19 protein-coding genes are annotated in these 18,532 nt (G+C 61.9%); 8 read left to right on the top strand and 11 right to left on the bottom strand.

The window, feature by feature from the left end:
• Nucleotides 1-137: 137 nt before the first annotated feature.
• The 4 genes from FN060_RS10540 to FN060_RS10525 all read right to left on the bottom strand — a co-directional run bounded on the left by FN060_RS10540 (nt 138) and on the right by FN060_RS10525 (nt 2,655).
• A complete protein-coding gene (locus FN060_RS10540) occupies nt 138-620 on the bottom strand; it encodes a MobC family plasmid mobilization relaxosome protein (protein WP_210310627.1) in 483 nt (160 codons plus the stop codon).
• On the bottom strand, nt 617-1,378 hold the full coding sequence (locus tag FN060_RS10535; RefSeq protein WP_142587993.1) for a helix-turn-helix domain-containing protein: 762 nt from the start codon (nt 1,376-1,378) through the stop codon (nt 617-619). Before FN060_RS10535 ends, FN060_RS10540 begins: the two co-directional genes overlap by 4 nt.
• A 207-nt stretch (nt 1,379-1,585) precedes the next feature.
• Nucleotides 1,586-2,341, bottom strand: coding sequence for a BA14K family protein (locus FN060_RS10530; protein ID WP_142587992.1), 756 nt, complete (start codon nt 2,339-2,341; stop codon nt 1,586-1,588).
• A 116-nt stretch (nt 2,342-2,457) separates the two neighbouring features.
• Nucleotides 2,458-2,655 carry a hypothetical protein gene (locus FN060_RS10525; protein ID WP_142587991.1) on the bottom strand — a complete coding sequence of 66 codons (198 nt, stop codon included), beginning with the start codon at nt 2,653-2,655 and terminating at the stop codon, nt 2,458-2,460.
• A gap of 184 nt (nt 2,656-2,839) precedes the next feature.
• On the opposite strand from FN060_RS10525, the gene FN060_RS10520 reads away from it, so the two are divergent.
• Nucleotides 2,840-3,184 (top strand): PilZ domain-containing protein, encoded by a 345-nt coding sequence (locus FN060_RS10520; RefSeq protein ID WP_142587990.1) that lies wholly within the window; start codon nt 2,840-2,842, stop codon nt 3,182-3,184.
• A 46-nt stretch (nt 3,185-3,230) separates the two neighbouring features.
• Here the strand turns inward: FN060_RS10520 and FN060_RS10515 are convergent, their stop codons facing one another.
• Both FN060_RS10515 and FN060_RS10510 read right to left on the bottom strand, forming a co-directional pair.
• Nucleotides 3,231-3,941: a BA14K family protein gene (locus tag FN060_RS10515; protein WP_183949627.1), complete on the bottom strand. Its 711-nt coding sequence runs from the start codon at nt 3,939-3,941 to the stop codon at nt 3,231-3,233.
• Between the two features lie 253 nt (nt 3,942-4,194).
• Nucleotides 4,195-4,398: a CrpP-related protein gene (locus FN060_RS10510; protein WP_142587988.1), complete on the bottom strand. Its 204-nt coding sequence runs from the start codon at nt 4,396-4,398 to the stop codon at nt 4,195-4,197.
• 151 nt (nt 4,399-4,549) lie between these two features.
• Here FN060_RS10510 and FN060_RS10505 point away from each other — a divergent pair, with 151 nt between their 5' ends.
• On the top strand, nt 4,550-5,077 hold the full coding sequence (locus tag FN060_RS10505; RefSeq protein WP_142587987.1) for a hydrolase: 528 nt from the start codon (nt 4,550-4,552) through the stop codon (nt 5,075-5,077).
• Here FN060_RS10505 and FN060_RS10500 read toward each other — a convergent pair.
• From FN060_RS10500 to ytfQ, 5 genes are all read right to left on the bottom strand, one after another.
• Nucleotides 5,045-5,833: a FadR/GntR family transcriptional regulator gene (locus FN060_RS10500; RefSeq protein WP_142587986.1), complete on the bottom strand. Its 789-nt coding sequence runs from the start codon at nt 5,831-5,833 to the stop codon at nt 5,045-5,047. The genes FN060_RS10505 and FN060_RS10500 overlap by 33 nt on opposite strands.
• The gene (gene yjfF / locus FN060_RS10495; RefSeq protein ID WP_142587985.1) at nt 5,834-6,835 is read right to left on the bottom strand and encodes a galactofuranose ABC transporter, permease protein YjfF; all 1,002 of its coding nucleotides are present in this window, start codon (nt 6,833-6,835) and stop codon (nt 5,834-5,836) included.
• Nucleotides 6,832-7,860 carry an ABC transporter permease gene (locus tag FN060_RS10490; protein WP_183949628.1) on the bottom strand — a complete coding sequence of 343 codons (1,029 nt, stop codon included), beginning with the start codon at nt 7,858-7,860 and terminating at the stop codon, nt 6,832-6,834. The genes yjfF and FN060_RS10490 overlap by 4 nt, the downstream gene beginning before the upstream one ends.
• Nucleotides 7,860-9,380: a galactofuranose ABC transporter, ATP-binding protein YtfR gene (ytfR, locus tag FN060_RS10485; protein WP_142587983.1), complete on the bottom strand. Its 1,521-nt coding sequence runs from the start codon at nt 9,378-9,380 to the stop codon at nt 7,860-7,862. Before ytfR ends, FN060_RS10490 begins: the two co-directional genes overlap by 1 nt.
• Nucleotides 9,381-9,475: 95 nt before the next feature.
• Nucleotides 9,476-10,435, bottom strand: a complete 960-nt coding sequence (ytfQ, locus tag FN060_RS10480; protein ID WP_142587982.1) for a galactofuranose ABC transporter, galactofuranose-binding protein YtfQ — start codon at nt 10,433-10,435, stop codon at nt 9,476-9,478.
• A 311-nt stretch (nt 10,436-10,746) separates the two neighbouring features.
• On the opposite strand from ytfQ, the gene araD1 reads away from it, so the two are divergent.
• The 6 genes from araD1 (at nt 10,747) to mmsB (ending at nt 18,506) form a co-directional block, all read left to right on the top strand.
• A complete protein-coding gene (gene araD1 / locus FN060_RS10475; protein ID WP_142587981.1) occupies nt 10,747-11,736 on the top strand; it encodes an AraD1 family protein in 990 nt (329 codons plus the stop codon).
• Between the two features lie 7 nt (nt 11,737-11,743).
• The gene (locus FN060_RS10470; protein ID WP_142587980.1) at nt 11,744-12,703 is read left to right on the top strand and encodes a Gfo/Idh/MocA family protein; all 960 of its coding nucleotides are present in this window, start codon (nt 11,744-11,746) and stop codon (nt 12,701-12,703) included.
• A gap of 10 nt (nt 12,704-12,713) precedes the next feature.
• The gene (locus FN060_RS10465; protein ID WP_077546676.1) at nt 12,714-14,558 is read left to right on the top strand and encodes an IlvD/Edd family dehydratase; all 1,845 of its coding nucleotides are present in this window, start codon (nt 12,714-12,716) and stop codon (nt 14,556-14,558) included.
• An 82-nt stretch (nt 14,559-14,640) separates the two neighbouring features.
• Nucleotides 14,641-15,705, top strand: coding sequence for a multiple monosaccharide ABC transporter substrate-binding protein (chvE, locus tag FN060_RS10460; RefSeq protein ID WP_142587979.1), 1,065 nt, complete (start codon nt 14,641-14,643; stop codon nt 15,703-15,705).
• A gap of 51 nt (nt 15,706-15,756) precedes the next feature.
• On the top strand, nt 15,757-17,319 hold the full coding sequence (gene mmsA, locus FN060_RS10455; protein WP_142587978.1) for a multiple monosaccharide ABC transporter ATP-binding protein: 1,563 nt from the start codon (nt 15,757-15,759) through the stop codon (nt 17,317-17,319).
• Nucleotides 17,316-18,506 carry a multiple monosaccharide ABC transporter permease gene (gene mmsB, locus FN060_RS10450; RefSeq protein ID WP_142587977.1) on the top strand — a complete coding sequence of 397 codons (1,191 nt, stop codon included), beginning with the start codon at nt 17,316-17,318 and terminating at the stop codon, nt 18,504-18,506. The genes mmsA and mmsB overlap by 4 nt, the downstream gene beginning before the upstream one ends.
• The last annotated feature ends 26 nt before the right edge of the window (nt 18,507-18,532 follow it).

The following is an 18,532-nucleotide window of genomic DNA, read 5'->3' as shown; positions in this document are numbered from 1 at the left end:
CTCGCGGGCAAACAGCATGATCTCGCCGCGCTCGTCGCGGATCGCGTTGCGGTTCTGGTCGTAAGCGACGACGTCGCGCTCGACCAGGTAGTCAACCGGTCCCGATCCGCCGCCCTGGCCGTTTCGGAAGAACTTGATCAGCACGGCGCGCCATCCTTGGCCGTGAACTGCTCAAGCGTTTCCGATAACGCCCGCTCGATGGCGACCAGGCGCGCGGCAACCGTGATTGCGTCGATGGCGGGAACCTGGCCCTGCGCCTGGGCCGTGTTCAGCCATCGCGCAATCTGGTTGAGGTTGCCGCCGATCCGCGCGACGGCGAGCACCAGCCCCGGGTCCACCTTGGGAACCGGGCGGCGGCGGCGCGCCTCGGTGAGGCCAAGCGCTTCCCGCATCAGCGTGGCGAAGGGCAGACCGGCCCGCGCTGCGCGTGCGGTCAGCGCCTGCTTTTCCGATGCCGTGCAGCGGAAAACCACGACGGCATTGAGTTCGCCTCTGGGCGATCGCCGCGTGCTCTTGGTGGGGTTTGAAGGGGAGGCCTGCCTCCCCTCACAAGGCTCCCTGTCAGAAGGCTCGCCGTATGACAGGGGTCGCCTTGCTCCCTTCAAATCGCCGTCCGTCATGAGGCCCTCCGAAGGTCGGTTTGTCGGGCGGTTTCTTGGGCGATATGGTCACGGCGACGGCTGAAGAAAGCGATCCAATCAAGCGCATTCGGGCTTGTCTCGTCCGGTGGCCAATAGCTGGGCAAGGCATAGCCGGGCTTTCCGGTTTTCATCGTCCGCATGCCCAAGGCGTCGATCGAAGGAAAGCCGTGACGTCGCAACCAGGAGCCCCATTGCTCGACCTGATCCGCCTTATTCTCGGCCACGAAAACGAGCGGGACGGCTCGCCGCGTCTCGACGCGCGGCGGGGCGTCCTCGCGCGGGTTAGGTTTATTTATTTTTTCTTTCTCTGGGTTTGGTGGACATATTTGTCCCCCTTCGCTGGACAAATCTGACCGCCTTTCCGGACGATTTTGACCGCCTTTGTCAGGGTAAAGGGTGACAACTTTGTCCGTCTTTTCGCGGGCGTCCGATGCGCGTAAAATCGACGCCGCTGAGGGACGATATTCTGTGTTGTGCCCGACGCCATTTCCGCGCTGGACCTCGAACCATCTTTTGACCTCAAGTTCACGGACGGCGCGCTGAATGGTCTTGACGCTCTTGCCGGTCGCGTCGGCAATCGTTTGATAGGACGGCCACGCCTTTTCGGTGTGGCCGTTCAAATGCGTGGTGATGATGTAGAGCGCCACAGACCGCGCGCTGTCGCTCAAATCCTTGTCGCAGCTCAACTGCTGAAGCCATTGCAGCTTCACATCCCGGAATGGCAGTGCCCCGCTCATGCGCGCCTCCCTGGCCGCAATACGACCGGGAAAGGAGGGGCAGAAACGGCCGGAAAAAGTGGGACGGCGGCTTTACTAAGCCATTGATTTTTATGAAGCGGTGTTTTCGTCCCACAAGGGGTTAAGCTGCTGATTTTCTTGGAATTCGGCAGGCCCTCCGGGCCCACCATTTCCGCTCATATCAGATTATATCTCACCATCCAGGGCCTACTGACACTGGCGACGGGGGCCGCCGCCGTAGGGTTGGTAGGTATTGTCCTCGGGGCGATAGGAGCGGTAGCGCGAGAAGCAGGATTTTGCGTGCTCCCAGGTGCCATAGCTGGTGGGCATTTCATCTGCCGCTGCCTGTTCCACGTTTTGGTTCGCGGGCTCCGTCGTCTCCTCTGCAAAACTGTCTTCTGCCGTGGGGGGCGGCGAGATCGTGTCTTCCTCGGACAAAGCGGCCTGGTTCTGCGGCGTCGTCGAGAAGGGCGACTTGCACTCCCGCCGGCCGCCGCTGTAGGGCGTGTAGCTGTTGTCCCTGGGGCGGTATGACCGGTACCGGGAAGAACACCACTCAAGATGCGCTTCGCTCAACTGCGGCTCTTCGGATGTGCCGGTGTATGTTTCCATCGGGTCAGGCGATATGGAACCGGTCATCGTGGTGTCGATCGCCACGTCTTCCATGCCATCAGCGGTGTCGCCTACGGCGGCCATTGCCGTCCCTGTACTTGTCGGCAGCCGGGATCGATCCTGGCTGGCCGCCAATGCCGGCTCTGGTGCCGCCGCCCGGCTCGGGAGGCGCTCGAAGTTGTTGCTCGCGGCGTCGATCCGCACAGGATGGTTGGTCCATAGATCGGTCGTATCCGCCAGCTGTTTCTTTTCATCGCCAGAGGAGAAATACAGGGTTGCTGCAACGAGACCAGCGACGAACGTGATGACGGAAAAGCAAAGCCCGCCCAGGATCGACAAGACCACCTTCATGATGCGCTCCAGAATTAGCCGAAGGCAAAATGTTCACAGATGGTGCGGGTTCCCTGAAAAAAGCATCTGGGACTAAAGTCCGGCAGTCGTTGGGCGCTATCGGCCCTCCGCGTGATTCAGCTCATCAAGGTGCCGAAGTCGACCTCCTGCCGCACGCCGCGCTCGTAAAGCTGGACAAGATCGGCCGCGATGTTCTCGGCTTCCACGCTGGTCTTCTCGAGCCCCCGCCGCTGACAGACAAGGTTCAAAACGCATTCCAGAAGCTGCAGTTCAGCGGGCTCCAGGGGCCTGAGGTTCGGTTGATAATCAGTCATGTCGCCAGTGTGGCCCTGCCAGTATGAACGGCAGGTGAACCAGGGATAGGGACTGAAGTCCTATGTGATTCTGAGTGGGAGTCAGAAAAAGTCTTTCTTTTGTCAATTTTTAGCATTCTCCTCAATCCCGCTGTAACGGGTGGGTGCCACGCTTTCCTCTGAAGCGGCGTGAGGAACTGCAGATATGCACCAACTGAGCGGGAAGGCAGGGGGTAGAAAGACCAGGAGGGCGCTCCGACGGCAAACCTTCGCGGAGGTCACGATCATCTACATGGGCCTGGAAACGCCGGGTCTTTTGCGGGACCTATCGACGAGCGGCGCGGCAATCGAACTCAAGGGAGGCTTTCGAGGCATGTTGGGGAGTTCGGTCAAGCTCACCTGCGATGGCCTGTGCACGGTGGAGGCGCACATACGCTGGTTCCGCAATGGCCGGATCGGCGTCGAGTTCGACGGCTGCTCCAACACCGCGGCGAAGGTGCATGCCTATTTCAAGTACTATCATCGGGAGATGATGTTTCAGGTGGCGTGATCGGGTGCAAAGCCGCCGTCACGCCGACATTACCGATGTCGGCTGCTCAGCTGAATGGCGACATGCATTGCCGCCGGGGCCCGCCATAGGGTTGATAGCTGTTGTCTTCCCGACGGTAGGATCTGTAGCGCTGCAGGCACCATTCCACATGCGCATCCATAGGCGCTTCCATGTTGGCAGCACGGGTCGCGCCGGTGAAACTAGCCGGTTCCGCAACGGGAAGGCCTGATTGGGCAATATCCTCGTAGACGGCTTCGTCCGGCAGATCTGCATTCCGTGATGCGATGACCTCAAGATCAGCCATATGGGGCGACTCGCATTCCCGGCGCGGGCCGTTATAGGGCTGATAACTGTTATCCTCCACGCGATAGGAGCGATACTGGCCTGAGCACCAGTGTGCATGCGCGGTGGAGGCGAGGTCCATGGGATCCACGGCGCCGGTTGCAAACTGGTCTAGGCCCGGATCTTCTTCCTGTCGGGCCCTTGACGCCAGCCGCATCTCCTCTTCCATCTCGTCGGGAACATCCACGGCCATCGCCGCGAAGACGGGTGGCACCGGTGCCGCCGCGATCCTTTCGTAGCTTTGGGTCTCGCGGTTCACCGGGACGGGATCATTCGTCCACAGTGGCGTCCCGTCGAGATTGGCGAAGCGGTGCGGCTCGTCCTCGGAGATCAGCCAGCTGAAGCCCATGAACCCGCCGATGAACAGGAGTACTGCGAGGCCTACTCCGAGGACCAGCGAGACGAGGGGTTTCATGGCATTCTCCGCATTCGACATTTCAGGTCTAGAATGCAGGTCGGACCGAGGAGTTCCCGGCCATGTTCCGGGGTGGGTGGTTCAGGTCCTGGTAAGAATCTTCGCCTAATCTGAACAGCGTAGAATACTGGAGACCGCCGTGAGAATTCTTGCCCTGATCGCCGTCCTGATGCTTACCGCCTGCACGACGACTGCACCGTCCGACTACCAGCCGCCCGAGACAATGCCGGTCTACAAGTAGGGATTGCGAGGCTTAAGAATCATCCTGCCGCCAGGCATTCTCGATGAGCCAGCCGAAAAGCCAGGCCTCCGCCTTTGAGCGCCATTCTTCCGCAGGTTCGCCGGTGGCCTGCGGCAGGAGTTCGCGTGCAAGGAACGGGTTGCTGTCGTGTCCGAGGCCGCGCAGCCTTGCGGCTATGCCTTCCTGCTGATGACTGACGAGCGTTTCGAGCGACACGGTTAACCTGCTGGCGTAAATGCAATATCAGTTGATTCTAATTTCCGCGACCATGTCAGAGTCGACGAAGCAGCGCAACGATCCGAATTGACCTTCGTCAGGTGAGGCCGACTTGGAGGATCGATGGCGTGACTGGTGCGTTTGCTGCCGCATGATCTATTTCACGAGCGACACGCATTTCTCCGACCCTCGGGTCCTGGCGATCGATCGTCGGCCGTTTTCTAGCAGGGCCGAACACGACGAGGCTCTGATCGACCTGTGGAACGCAACGGTTCTCCCGGATGATGAACTCTGGCACCTGGGTGACTTCATGTGGGCCCGGCAGGGTGAGCCGGACATGTTGCTCCGGCGACTGAACGGTAGAAAACACCTTATCATCGGCAACAATGATCCGGATACGGTCATCAGGGCGACTGGCTGGGTGAGCGTGCAGCATTATGCGGAAATACGGATCGGCGGGCAGATGCTCGTGCTCTGCCACTACCCCTTCCGAACCTGGAACCAGATGGGCAGGAAGTCGATGAACCTGCATGGCCACTCGCATGGGCGGCTGAAGCCGATGCGGCGGCAGTTCGATGTCGGGGTGGATGCTCGGGAGTTTCGGCCGGTCACTCTCGAAGACCTGACCGCCGGACGCCGCGGGACGTCAGGAGGCGGAGGCGACGGGCAGGGGGGCTGACGGTTCGTCCGGCTTCGTTGGGGAGGATGGTGCGATCGAAGCGCGAATGCGGCTCTTGCCCACCTCGATCACGTGCCGCATGGCCTGCACCGCCTTCTCCGGATCGCGCGAGGCAATCGCATGGGCGATGCGAAGATGATTGCTTGCAACTTCGGCGATCTTTTCCGGGGAGGCAGCGGGCGAAGAGAGCTGGAAGGAAATCGCCAGCGCCGCTTCGACGATGGCGCTTGCCGATCGCATAAAGGGATTGCCGGACATGCGCGCGATCGCCTGGTGGAATTCCAGGTCCACCTGGGCGATGGTTTCCGGCGTGTGGCTCTGATCATCAAACCTTGCCGCGATGGCATAGAGTTGGACAATATCGTCATTGGAGGCGCGCCGGGCCGCTGCGGCTGCCGCTGCCGGTTCGAGGGCCATCCGCATCTCGGCGAGATGCTCGATGAAGTCGAAATCCAGCCCGGACTGGCAGCGCCAGCCGAGCACGTCCGCATCGAAGAAGTTCCACTTCGAACGATCGAGGACACGGGTGCCGACCTTGGCCTTGGGTTCTATGAGTCGCTTGGCAGCGAGCGTCTTCATCGCTTCGCGCAGCACCGTGCGCGAGACGCCGAACCGGGCCGAGAGTTCGGCGTCACCGGGAAGCAGGGAGCCTTCGGCAATCCTGCCGGCGACGATTGCGCTGCCGAGTTCCGCGACCACATGCGCATGACTGCTGCGACCCTTGCGGCCGGTGATCGTCGATTCAAGCAGTCCCAATCATGCCTCCTTCAGGCGTCCCTCTGCCAAGCGCCCCTCTGCAAGCTTACGATCTGAATACCACACAATGCCGCGCTGCAGGACAATGAAGGTGAACAGCAGGATGCCGATCACGATCTTCGTCCACCAGGAGGATAACGTGCCGTCGAACACGATATAGGTCTGGATGAGCCCCTGTATCAGTATGCCGACAAATGTTCCCGCCACAAGGCCGGCGCCGCCAGTCAAAAGCGTGCCGCCGATCACCACGGCGGCGATGGCATCCAGTTCCACGCCGACGGTCGCCAGCGAATAGCCGGATGAGGTGTATAGGGTGTAGGCGATGCCGGCGAGGCCAGAGAGGAAGCCGGAGAGTGCGTAGATGCCGACGGTCGTGCGCGTGATGGGAACTCCCATGAGTTCGGCGGACTGTGGATTGCCGCCGATCGCATAGACATTGGCGCCGAAGCGTGTGCGGCCGGCGATGAAGGCTCCAATCACGAAGACGAGCAGCATCAGCATGGCCATCGCGGTGAGGCGCCCGCCGCCCGGGAAGCGGAAGTAGAAGCCCTGGATGGCGTCGATCACGGGATGGGAGATCGGGACGGATTGCGTCGAGATAAGATAGGCGACGCCGCGGGCAAGGAACATGCCGGCCAGCGTCACCACGAAGGGCGGGATGCCGAGGAAGCGGATCATCAGCCCCATGGCCGCCCCGAAGGCGGTGGAGATGGCGAGTACGGCGCAGAAGGCGATGATCGGATTGACGCCGAGGCTTCCGACCATGACCGCGACGAAGACGCTGGTGAAAGCAATCACCGAGCCGATCGAGAGGTCGATGCCGCCCGACAGGATCACGAAAGTCATGCCCACCGCCGCAATGCCGAGGAAGGCGTTGTCGGTCAGCAGGTTGCCGATCACGCGGGTCGACAGCATGTTGGGAAACTGCAGGATGCAGGCGAGGTAGGCGAGCAGGAAGATCGCCAAGGCCGCGACGAAGGGCAGGTTGCGGGCGTGGATCATGGCGCTGTCCTTTCCGCCTTGACCGGCTCGGCCGTCCGCCTGCTCGGCTTCAGGAAGCCGAGCAGGGTCACGATCGCCGGGGACTGCAGCGTCAGCACAAGGATGATGATGCCGGCCTTGATGACCAGGTTGAACTCGGGAGGAAAGCCTGAGACGAGAATGCCGGTGTTGATCGACTGGATGATCAGGGCGCCGATGAGCGCTGCAAGGATCGAGAAACGACCACCGTTCAGGGAGTTGCCGCCGATTACCACCGCGAGGATGGCGTCGAGTTCAAGCCAGAGCCCGGCATTGTTGGCATCGGCGCCACGAATGTCGGCGGTGACGATCAGGCCGGCGACCGCCGCCATGAGGCCGGATACCGCATAGACGAAGAAGAGCAGGAAGCGGGCGCGAATGCCGGCGAGCATGGCGGCACGCCGGTTGATGCCGGTCGCCTCGATGAGAAAGCCGAGTGCCGAGCGGCGGACCAGAAGGCCCACCAGAAGCGCTGCGCCGACCCACATCAGGATCGGGATCGGAATGCCGAGGAGAGTACCGGAGCCGAAGGCCGCAAAGCTCTCGTTGTTGAAGGTAAGGATGACACCCTCGGTGATGAGCTGTGCGATGCCGCGGCCGGCAACCATCAGGATCAGCGTGGCGATGATCGGCTGGATGTCGAGGACGGCCACGAGAAAGCCGTTCCACAAGCCGCAGAGCAAGCCTACACCGAGTGACACGACAATCACGGTCACCAAGGGCTGACCATCGCTGATCAGGGTCGCGGCAACCGCGCCGCAGATGGCGATGACGGCACCGATCGAGAGGTCGATACCGCGGGTCGCGATAACGAGCGTCATGCCGATCGTCAGCAGCGCGACGGGTGCGGCGCGGACCAGCACATCCACGAGACTGCCGTAGAGGCGGCCATTCTGGAAGGTGATGTCAAGGAAGCCGGGCGACAGCAGGCTGATCAGTGCTATGATGATTGCCAGTGCGGCGAGCTGCGGCGCGATGCGGCGCAGGCGTCGGGTCAGCGCGTTCATCAGGCGGCCTCCGTCTGCGACGGCGCTGCGATCGCCTTCATGATGTTGTCGGCGGTGATGGCCTCACCGGTAAGTTCGGCCACGTGTCGACGATCGGCAAGCACGATCACCCGGTGGGCGACGGCGGTCAGTTCCTCCAGTTCGGAGGAGATGACGACGAGCGACATGCCGTCGGCGCACAGCTTCTCGATCATCTTGAGGATTTCGGCATGGGCGCCGATGTCGATGCCTCGGGTCGGCTCGTCGAGGATCAGCAGACGCGGATGGGTAGCGAGCCAGCGCGCCAGGATCGCCTTCTGCTGGTTGCCGCCGGAGAGGAACTTGATGGGGCGATCCGGATCCGGTGGCCGGATGTCGAGGGACTTGATGTATTCGTCGGCAAGGCTGCGCTTGTCGCGGGAAGAGATCGGTCTTGCCCATCCTTGTCTCGCCTGCAGGGCGAGCGCGATGTTTTCGCTCACGGAGAAATCGCCGATGATCCCGTCGCTCTTTCGCTCCTCCGGGCAGAAGCCGAAGCCGTGGCGGATGGCGCTCTCTGGCGAAGTTATCCGGACTTCCCCGCCATCGATGCTGGCCGTGCCGCTGTCGGGTGTCTCCACGCCGAAGAGCAGGAAGGCGGTTTCCGTGCGGCCGGAGCCGAGGAGGCCGGCGATGCCGACAACTTCACCAGGTCGGACGTCGAGATCAAAGGGCGCAACGGTTCCCCGCTTTCCGTAGCCGGAAAAGCGGATCGGTGCTTCGCCTGCCTCCACCGTGGTCTCCGCGGCGTGGTGATCCCGGGTGATGTGCTGGAGTTCCCGGCCGAGCATCATCGAGATCAGGTCCATGCGCGGCAGCTCGCCAATCGGCCGGCTACCGACCAGACGGCCGTTGCGCAGCACGGTGACGCGATCTGAAATGGCGTAAACCTGGTTGAGGAAGTGGGTGATGATGATGATCCCGAGCCCCTGGTCGCGCAGGCGACGCAGCACGGCGAACACCATCTCGACCTCATGGGAATCGAGGCTCGCCGTCGGTTCGTCCAGCACCAGGACCTTCCCTGACAGGTCGACTGCCCGGGCGATCGCGATAATCTGGCGAATGGCGACGGAGTAGGAAGAGAGAAGGGCATCGACATCGATGTCGAGGCCATAGCCTTCCAGCAGGTTTCGCGCCTTCCTTCGCATCTCCCGCTTGTCTACCAGGCCGAACCGTCGCGGCTGGCGACCGAGAAACAGGTTCTCCGCAACGGTCAGGTTCTCCAGCAGGTTCACCTCCTGGTAGACCGTGCCAATGCCAAGCGCCTGCGCTTCCGCCACGTTGCCGGGCTCGATCTTCGCCCCGTCCAGCATGACGCTGCCTCTGTCGCGGGTGTAAACGCCGGTCAGAATCTTGATGAGCGTCGACTTGCCGGCGCCGTTTTCGCCGAGCAGCGCGTGGATCTCTCCGCGGTTGAGCGTGAAGTCTACGTTGTCGAGCGCGGTGATGCCGAGAAAGCTCTTGCCGATGGCGCGCGCTTCCAGAAGGGGAGTGGGTTCCATGTGCGGGATGTCCTGCGGCCGGCGGCCGGAACCGCGTGCGACGGTTCCGGCCGTTGGTTTAGGGAGGAGACGCCGAAGCGCCCCCTCCGGCTCGATCAGTAGCCGAGGTCCTTCTTGGACTCATAGACCTTCATCGGATCATCAGCGGCCGTGTAGAGCTTGGACTCGGTCTGGATCCACTTCGGCGGCTCTGTCTTGTCCTTCAGATAGGCTTCGAGAACGTCGAAGGCCGGTCCGGCCATGTTCGGCGTCAGTTCCACCGTCGCATTGGCTTCACCGTCCGCCATGGCCTTGAAGATGTCCGGCACGGCGTCGATCGAGACGATCTTGATGTCGGAGCCCGGCTTCAATCCCGCTTCCTTGATCGCCTGGATTGCGCCGACAGCCATGTCGTCGTTGTGGGCATAGACAGCGCAGATATCCTGGCCGCCGCCTTCCGCCTTGATGAAGCTCTCCATGACCTCCTTGCCCTTGGTGCGGGTGAAGTCCCCGGTCTGCGAACGGGCGATGGTAATGTTGGAGTGACCTGCGATGGCTTCCTCGAAGCCCTTCTTGCGGTTGATGGCAGGTGAGGAACCGGTGGTGCCCTGGAGTTCGACGACCTTGCACTCCTTGTCGCCCACCTCCTTCACGAGCCAGTCTCCGGCGACCTTGCCTTCGTGAACCTGATCGGACGTGACGGCGGTGAGGTAGAGATCGTCAGGCGCCTCGATCTGGCGATCGAGCAGGATGACGGGGATCTCCTCTTCCTTGGCTTCCTTCAACACTGCTTCCCAGCCGGTGGCGACAACGGGAGCCACGAGGATTGCGTCGACCCCCTGAGCGATGAAGCCACGAATGGCCTTGATCTGGTTCTCCTGCTTCTGCTGTGCGTAGGCGAATTTGAGGTCGATTCCCCGCTTTTCAGCTTCCTGCTTTGTCACGGTCGTTTCGGCAGCACGCCAGCCGGACTCGGAGCCGATCTGCGAGAAGCCGACGGTCAATGATTGCGCGGAAACGGTGGATGCGAGGCATGCGGTAAAGGCGACGGTAACCGCCGCAAGAGCCTTCTTCATCTTAAATCCTCCCAGAAGATGATTGGCATATGGACGCTACACAGTTTGCATATTGTCATACTTTTGCAAGACGTTTTTGACCGGTGTCAGTTGGGAATTTGTGGAAGGGATACCTCGACACGGTATTAACATATTGAAATGTGGAGGGAAAATGTCACTTTCATTTTATAGTTGTCAGACAGCCTGATAATCTATCCTCGCCTTGACAAGCCTGCTTCGCGTCCAATAGTGCTATTAATGTTCCATTGCCTCGAGGTGATGGGAGGAGGGTGCCGCGTCGGCATCATGGCAAATGCTCAGGTTGAGGATCCATGCTTCGAATTCTTCAGGTGCGTGACGGCGACAGCCAGGTGGTTGTCGCATGGGATGGTGTCGGATCGGCTCGGGTTGTCCGTGGCGTGACTTCTACCTACGAGTTGGCCAAGGGCGCCATCGAGGCGGGCCAGTCGCTTGCCGAAAGGGTCGATGCGCTTGGCTACGGAGTGGAGGTGGACCTGGAGCTTGCAGGCCGCGAGGGGCGTCTCGGCCTTCCTGTCGCGCACCCCGATCCCGCGCATTTCTTCGTCGCCGGAACCGGCCTCACGCATCTCGGTTCTGCCGACGGACGCGACAAGATGCACAAGGCGGCGCAGGCGGCGGAGAAGCCGACCGATTCCATGCGTATGTTCCAGATGGGCGTGGAGGGCGGCAAGCCGGCCGATGGGCAGGAGGGCGTGCAGCCCGAATGGTTTTACAAGGGCGACGGTTCGCAGCTGCGCGCCACAGGCGAGGATCTCGTGTCGCCAGCCTTTGCACTCGACGGCGGCGAGGAGCCGGAACTGGCCGCCATCTATCTGGTCGGCCCCGATGGCACGCCCTATCGTCTCGGCTTCTGTCTCGCCAACGAGTTCTCGGATCACGTGACGGAGAAAGGCAATTATCTCTGGCTCGCCCATTCAAAGCTCCGCCAGGCAGCACTCGGCCCGGAACTTCTCGTTGGCGACCTGCCGCAGAGCGTGGAGGGGACCTCGCGTATCCGGCGCGGCGACGATGTGATCTTCGACAAACCCTTCGTCTCCGGCGAGGCGAACATGTCCCATTCACTCGCCAACCTCGAGCACCACAATTTCAAGTATGATCTCTTCCGCCGACCGGGAGACCTGCATGTCCACTTCTTCGGCACGGCAACGCTTTCCTTCTCGGAGGGCGTGAAGACCGAGCCGGGCGACGTCTTCGAAATCTCGGCCGAGCCCTTCAAGCTCCCGCTCGTGAACAGGCTGACCGTCGCCGCGGCGACACCGGTCTCCGTCCGCAAGCTCTGAGATCGCCATGACCATCCGCCTCGCCATTGTCGGGCTCGGGAAGATCGCCAGGGATCAGCATCTCGGGGCGATCGCCGCGACTGCGGGAATCGAGCTCGTCGCCGTTGCGAGCCGCAATGCTGCATTGGACGGCATTGCCTCGTTCAACGACATCGACGAGCTCCTCGCCTCGAACATAGAAGCGGATGCCGTATCCCTTTGCACGCCGCCGCAAGGTAGGTTCGCGCAGGCAAGGGCGGCCCTCTTGGCAGGCAAGCATGTCATGCTGGAAAAGCCGCCCGGTGCGACGCTGGCGGAGGTCTATGCTCTGGAGGCGCTGGCGAGGGAGGAACATGTCAGCCTGTTCTCCACATGGCATTCGCGGGAAGCCGCCGCCGTCGAGCCGGCACGCGCCCTGCTCGCCGGCCGCACCATCCGCAGCGTTGCGGTTGAGTGGAAGGAGGACGTGCGCCATTGGCATCCGGGCCAGGCCTGGATCTGGGAGCCTGGCGGCCTTGGTGTGTTCGACCCCGGAATCAACGCGCTGTCGATCGTGACCCGCATCCTGCCGGAGGCGTTCCACCTCGTGCGCTCCGACCTCTTCTTCCCGGAAAACCGCGCCGCGCCGATCGCCGCGAAGCTGTCTTTCGAGACCGCTTCAGGGGTTCCCGTCGAAGCCGAACTCGACTGGCGACAGACGGGGCCGCAGACCTGGGACATCCGGATCGACACGGCCGAGGGGCCGGTGGTGCTGACCCATGGCGGCAGCCGGTTGACTGTCGACGGCGAACCACGGATCGTCGAGGAGGACCAGGAATACCGCAACCTGTACCGTCACTTCGTTTCGCTGGTCGGTGACAGTCGCATCGATGCCGATTTCACGCCGCTGGTGCATGTCGCTGACGCCTTCATGCTGGGACGACGCACGGCCGTAGAGGCTTTCGAGGACGGACGGCATCCACGCCGTCCGTCCCCATTCAACGCTTGAGAAGAAGAACATGAGCAATTCCGAGAACCTGCCCTCCACCGAGATCGCCGAGACCGACCACCGTCGTGGCGAAGCGCGCAAGCTTCGCTCCCGCGCCTGGTTCGACAATCCGGCCAATGCCGACATGACGGCGCTCTACCTGGAGCGCTACATGAATTTCGGCCTCAGCCAGGCCGAGCTGCAGTCGGATCGGCCGATCATCGGCATCGCCCAGACCGGTTCCGACCTTTCGCCTTGCAACCGCCATCATCTGGAACTGGCCAAGCGACTGCGCGAAGGCATCCGCGAAGCAGGCGGTATTGCCATCGAGTTCCCGGTTCATCCGATCCAGGAGACCGGCAAGCGGCCGACCGCCGGGCTCGACCGCAACCTTGCCTATCTGGGCCTCGTAGAGGTCCTCTACGGCTATCCGCTTGACGGCGTGGTGCTGACGATCGGATGCGACAAGACCACGCCGGCCTGTCTCATGGCTGCCGCGACGGTCAACATCCCCTCGATCGCGCTGTCCGTAGGACCGATGCTGAACGGCTGGTTCCGCGGCGAGCGGACCGGTTCGGGCACGATTGTCTGGAAGGCGCGTGAACTTCTGGCGAAGGGCGAGATCGACTATGCGGGCTTCGTCAAGCTCGTTGCTTCCTCGGCGCCATCCACCGGCTACTGCAACACCATGGGCACGGCGACGACGATGAACTCGCTCGCCGAGGCGCTAGGCATGCAGTTGCCGGGCTCTGCCGCAATCCCGGCGCCCTACCGCGACCGCCAGGAGGTTTCCTACCTGACGGGGCTCAGGATCGTCGAGATGGTGAAGGAGGATCTGAAGCCCTCCGACATCATGACCCGCGAAGCCTTCATCAACGCCATCCGCGTCAACTCCGCGATCGGCGGCTCCACCAATGCGCCGATCCACCTGAACGGCCTTGCCCGCCACATGGGCGTGGACCTGTCGGTCGATGACTGGCAGACCTATGGGGAAGACGTCCCGCTGCTCGTCAACCTGCAGCCGGCCGGTGAGTACCTTGGGGAAGATTACTACCATGCCGGTGGGGTTCCGGCGGTCGTCAACCAGCTCATGAGCCAAGGCCTCATCCACGAGGACGCCATGACGGTGAACGGCAAGACGATCGGCGAGAACTGCCGCGGCGCGATCATCGAGGACGAGAAGGTCATCCGCCCCTTCGACCAGCCGCTCAAGGAGCGCGCCGGCTTCCGCGTGCTGCGGGGCAACCTGTTCTCCTCGGCGATCATGAAGACCAGTGTCATCTCGCCCGAGTTCCGCGACCGCTACCTGTCCAATCCGGACGACCCTGACGCGTTCGAAGGTCGTGCGGTGGTCTTTGATGGGCCGGAGGACTACCACAAGCGGATCGACGACCCGTCGCTGGAAATCGACGCCAATACGGTGCTGTTCATGCGCGGTGCGGGGCCGATTGGCTATCCCGGTGCGGCTGAAGTCGTCAACATGCGTGCGCCCGACTACCTGCTCAAGCAGGGCGTTACCTCGTTGCCCTGCATCGGTGACGGTCGTCAGTCCGGCACGTCCGGAAGTCCCTCCATCCTCAACGCTTCGCCTGAAGCCGCTGCTGGCGGGGGTCTGGCGCTGTTGAAGACGGGCGACCGCGTGCGCATCGATGTCGGTCGCGGCAAGGCAGACATCCTGATCTCCGATGAGGAACTGGCGACGCGCCGCCGCGAGCTCGACGCCCAGGGGGGCTATCACTATCCGAAGCACCAGACGCCCTGGCAAGAAATCCAGCGCGGCATTGTCGGGCAGATGGAATCGGGTGCGGTTCTCGAGCCCGCCGTGAAATACCAGCGGATCGCGCAGACGGAAGGCATTCCGCGCGACAACCACTGAGTTGACGGAGGGGGCGGGGGCAGGGGGTCTCCGTCCCATTTTACCTGCGGGTCGTGGAGCCCGTTCATTTGGAGGAGCAGTCATGAAGTTTATGAAGTATCTGACGACAGCCGCAATGCTGGCGTCCATGGCATTTGCCGCACCGGCGTCTGCGCAGGAGAAGGGCCTCGTCGGCGTCGCCATGCCGACCAAGTCCTCGGCGCGCTGGATTGCCGATGGCGACAACATGGTGAAGGTGCTGCAGGAGCGCGGCTACGAGACGGATCTGCAGTATGCGGAAGACGACGTTCCGAACCAGCTTTCGCAGATCGAGAACATGATCGTGAAGGGCGCCAAGGTGCTGGTGATCGCCTCGATCGACGGCACGACGCTTTCCGACGTCCTGCAGCAGGCCGCCGATCAGGGCATCAAGGTCATCGCCTATGACCGCCTGATCCGTGACAGCGCTAATGTCGACTACTACGCCACGTTCGACAACTTCCAGGTGGGCGTCCTGCAGGCGCAGTCCATCGTCGACGGCCTGAAGGCCAGCGGCAGGGAAGGCCCCTGGCACATCGAGCTCTTCGGCGGCTCACCGGACGATAACAATGCCTACTTCTTCTATGACGGCGCGATGAGCGTTCTGCAGCCGATGATCGACAGCGGCGAGCTCGTCGTCGGCAGCGGCCAGACCGGCATGGACAAGGTGGCGACGCTTCGCTGGGACGGTGCGACTGCACAGGCGCGCATGGATGCGCTTCTGAGCTCGACCTATGCCGACAAGCGCGTCGATGCGGTACTGTCGCCCTATGACGGCATCTCGATCGGCATCCTGTCGTCGCTGAAGGGCGTCGGCTATGGTTCCGGCGACATGCCGATGCCGATCGTGTCCGGTCAGGATGCGGAAGTGCCTTCGGTCAAGTCCATCCTTGCCGGCGAGCAGTACTCGACGATCTTCAAGGATACCCGCGAGCTTGCCAAGGTGACGGTCGACATGGTCGACGCCGTGATGGGCGGCAAGGAGCCAGAAGTCAACGACACCAAGACCTATGACAACGGCGTCAAGGTCGTGCCGTCCTACCTCCTGAAGCCGGTGGTCGTGAACAAGGACAACTGGGAAGAAGTGCTTGTCGGCAGCGGCTACTACACCGCCGACCAGATCAAGTAAGGCATGGGAAGGCGCCCGACGAGGGCGCCTTCATCTCACACGGAGTTCCGGATGCTTGCACCCGTGGTTTCGGCGGATCAACCGCCCATTCTCGAGATGCGTGGCATCTCGAAATCATTTGGCGCCGTCAAGGCGCTTTCCGACGTCAGCTTCACCGTGCGCGAGGGAGAGATTCACGCGTTGGTCGGGGAGAACGGTGCGGGAAAATCGACCCTGATGAAGGTCCTCTCCGGCGTCTATCCGCATGGCAGCTACGAAGGTTCGATCCTCTTCGACGGTCAGGAGCGGCAGTTCCGCGACATCAACGATTCCGAAGCACTCGGCATCATCATCATCCATCAGGAACTGGCACTCATTCCGCTGATGTCGATCGCGGAGAACATTTTCCTGTCGAACCCGCCGTCGCGCTTCGGCATCATCGACAGGTCGGCCGTCCACGAGCGCACAAAGGCGCTGCTTGCGAAAGTCGGTCTCAGCGAAGCGCCGGACACGTTAATCACCAATCTGGGGGTCGGTAAGCAGCAGCTAGTCGAAATCGCAAAGGCGCTGTCGAAGGACGTGCGACTGCTGATCCTCGATGAACCGACCGCCAGCCTCAACGAGAGGGACAGCGCGGCGCTGCTGGAGCTCCTGAAAGAATTTCGGGCCCAAGGGATCACCTCGATCCTGATCTCCCACAAGCTGAACGAGATTTCCGCCGTCGCGGACCGTATCACGGTGCTTCGGGACGGCCGCACGGTCGGTACCCTCGACTGCCACGAAGGCGTGGTGGAGGAGGACGAGATCATCCGCAGGATGGTCGATCGCGACATGGAAAGCCGCTATCCGAAGCGCGAACCCAAGATCGGCGACGTGATCTTCGAGGTGAAGGACTGGTCGGTCTACCATCCGCAGCATTCCGAGCGCCACGTCGTCAAGAACGTCTCCATGCATGTCAGAGCCGGTGAAGTTGTCGGCATTGCGGGCTTGATGGGAGCCGGCCGCACCGAGTTTGCCATGAGTCTCTTCGGCCGCTCCTGGGGACGCGATATCTCGGGAACGGTGCGCCTTCGCGGCAAGGACATCGATGTGTCCGACGTCCACAGGGCCATCAAGGCGGGATTGGCCTATGTCACCGAGGACCGGAAGCAGCTCGGACTGATCCTGCCGGAAGACATCCGCAAGAACGTCTCCCTGGCGCATCTCGGTGGCGTCTCGTCGCGCGGCGTCATCGACGACATCCGCGAAATGAAGGTGGCCCAGGAGTTCCGCAACCGCATGCGCATCCGCAGCCACAACGTCTACCAGGAGACGGGCAAACTCTCCGGCGGCAACCAGCAGAAGGTGGTGCTGTCGAAGTGGCTCTTCACCAACCCGGATCTGCTGATCCTCGATGAGCCCACCCGCGGCATCGACGTCGGTGCCAAATACGAGATCTATTCGATTATCAACGAACTGGCGGACGCCGGTAAGGCTGTCATCGTGATATCGTCTGAAATGCCGGAACTCATCGGCATCTGCGACAGGATCATGGTGATGCACGAGGGCGATTTCGTCGGTGAAGTGGCCGGAGAGGAGGCCACACAAGAGAACATCATGCGTGCCATCATGCGCCGCAAAGAGAGGGAAGAATGAGTAACCCGCCCAACACCATGGCCTCGCCTCAGCGGGGCACCGGCTTCTGGAAGGAGAACCTGCGCGAGTACGGGATGATGATCTCGCTGCTGGCGATCGTGATCTTCTTCTACTTCGCGACCGACGGCGTTGTCCTCAAGCCCCTCAACCTGACCAATATCATCCTGCAGAACAGCTACATCGTCATCATGGCGCTTGGCATGCTGATGGTGATCGTGACCGGACACATTGACCTCTCCGTCGGATCCGTCGCCGGTTTCATCGGCGCAGTCGCAGCCATGTTGATGGTGCAGTACGACGTACATTTCGTTGTTGCCGCCATCCTCTGCCTGGTGCTCGGCGGATTGATCGGGGCGGTTCAAGGATTCTGGGTCGCCTATTTCAAGATCCCGTCCTTCATCGTGACCCTGGCAGGGATGCTGGTCTTCCGTGGCCTCATGATCGCCGTGCTGAGCGGTCGTTCGATTGGCCCGTTCGATCCGACATTCCAGAAGCTGTCGTCGGGCTACATCCCGGAACTCATCACCTCGGCAAACGGCCTCTATGTCACCTCGCTCATCCTTGGGCTGGCCCTGGCCGCGCTGCTTGTCTGGCAGAATTTCCAGAGCCGGGCGCGTCGTGTTTCGCATGATGTGGAAACGGAGCCCTTCGGCTTCTTCGTAGCCAAGAACATCGTCATCTTCGCGATTGTAAGCTATATCGCCTACCTGATCGCTTCGCACCGGGGCATGCCGAACGTTCTGATCATCATGGCGCTGCTGATCGCGGCCTATGCCTTCTTCACCAACCGAACCATCCTCGGGCGGCAGATCTACGCGGTGGGCGGCAACGAGAAAGCTGCGGCGCTATCCGGCATCAAGACCGCGCGGCTGACCTTCTTCACCTTCGTCAACATGGGTGTCCTGGCTGCTCTTGCGGGCCTTGTCTTCGCTGCCCGCCTAAATACGGCGACGCCCAAGGCCGGCCTCGGCTTCGAGCTCGACGTCATCGCGGCCTGCTTCATCGGCGGGGCTTCGGCCTATGGCGGCGTGGGCAAGGTGACCGGTGCGGTTATCGGAGCCTTCATCATGGGCGTGATGAACAACGGTATGTCGATCCTCGGGATCGGGATCGACTACCAGCAGGTGATCAAGGGGCTCGTGCTGCTCGGCGCAGTCTGCGTCGACGTCTATAACCAGCGACGCTGACCCTGCGCCATCCTGTCATGAAGGCG

It is taken from the genome of Pseudorhizobium halotolerans (assembly GCF_902153235.2).
In the GTDB taxonomy this organism is placed as follows: Bacteria; Pseudomonadota; Alphaproteobacteria; order Rhizobiales; family Rhizobiaceae; genus Neorhizobium; species Neorhizobium flavum.
The sequence above is the reverse complement of the archived record's forward strand: the minus strand, read 5'-3'. Positions and strand labels throughout refer to the sequence as shown.

Excerpts from the sequence above, each read along its gene's own strand:
- FN060_RS10540 (WP_210310627.1), bottom strand. The coding sequence starts at position 620 with ATGACGGACGGCGATTTGAAGGGAGCAAGGCGACCCCTGTCATACGGC.
- FN060_RS10535 (WP_142587993.1), bottom strand. The coding sequence starts at position 1,378 with ATGAGCGGGGCACTGCCATTCCGGGATGTGAAGCTGCAATGGCTTCAG.
- FN060_RS10530 (WP_142587992.1), bottom strand. The coding sequence starts at position 2,341 with ATGAAGGTGGTCTTGTCGATCCTGGGCGGGCTTTGCTTTTCCGTCATC.
- FN060_RS10525 (WP_142587991.1), bottom strand. The coding sequence starts at position 2,655 with ATGACTGATTATCAACCGAACCTCAGGCCCCTGGAGCCCGCTGAACTG.
- FN060_RS10520 (WP_142587990.1), top strand. The coding sequence starts at position 2,840 with ATGCACCAACTGAGCGGGAAGGCAGGGGGTAGAAAGACCAGGAGGGCG.
- FN060_RS10515 (WP_183949627.1), bottom strand. The coding sequence starts at position 3,941 with ATGAAACCCCTCGTCTCGCTGGTCCTCGGAGTAGGCCTCGCAGTACTC.
- FN060_RS10505 (WP_142587987.1), top strand. The coding sequence starts at position 4,550 with ATGATCTATTTCACGAGCGACACGCATTTCTCCGACCCTCGGGTCCTG.
- yjfF (WP_142587985.1), bottom strand. The coding sequence starts at position 6,835 with ATGATCCACGCCCGCAACCTGCCCTTCGTCGCGGCCTTGGCGATCTTC.
- FN060_RS10490 (WP_183949628.1), bottom strand. The coding sequence starts at position 7,860 with ATGAACGCGCTGACCCGACGCCTGCGCCGCATCGCGCCGCAGCTCGCC.
- ytfR (WP_142587983.1), bottom strand. The coding sequence starts at position 9,380 with ATGGAACCCACTCCCCTTCTGGAAGCGCGCGCCATCGGCAAGAGCTTT.
- ytfQ (WP_142587982.1), bottom strand. The coding sequence starts at position 10,435 with ATGAAGAAGGCTCTTGCGGCGGTTACCGTCGCCTTTACCGCATGCCTC.
- araD1 (WP_142587981.1), top strand. The coding sequence starts at position 10,747 with ATGCTTCGAATTCTTCAGGTGCGTGACGGCGACAGCCAGGTGGTTGTC.
- FN060_RS10470 (WP_142587980.1), top strand. The coding sequence starts at position 11,744 with ATGACCATCCGCCTCGCCATTGTCGGGCTCGGGAAGATCGCCAGGGAT.
- FN060_RS10465 (WP_077546676.1), top strand. The coding sequence starts at position 12,714 with ATGAGCAATTCCGAGAACCTGCCCTCCACCGAGATCGCCGAGACCGAC.
- chvE (WP_142587979.1), top strand. The coding sequence starts at position 14,641 with ATGAAGTTTATGAAGTATCTGACGACAGCCGCAATGCTGGCGTCCATG.
- mmsA (WP_142587978.1), top strand. The coding sequence starts at position 15,757 with ATGCTTGCACCCGTGGTTTCGGCGGATCAACCGCCCATTCTCGAGATG.
- mmsB (WP_142587977.1), top strand. The coding sequence starts at position 17,316 with ATGAGTAACCCGCCCAACACCATGGCCTCGCCTCAGCGGGGCACCGGC.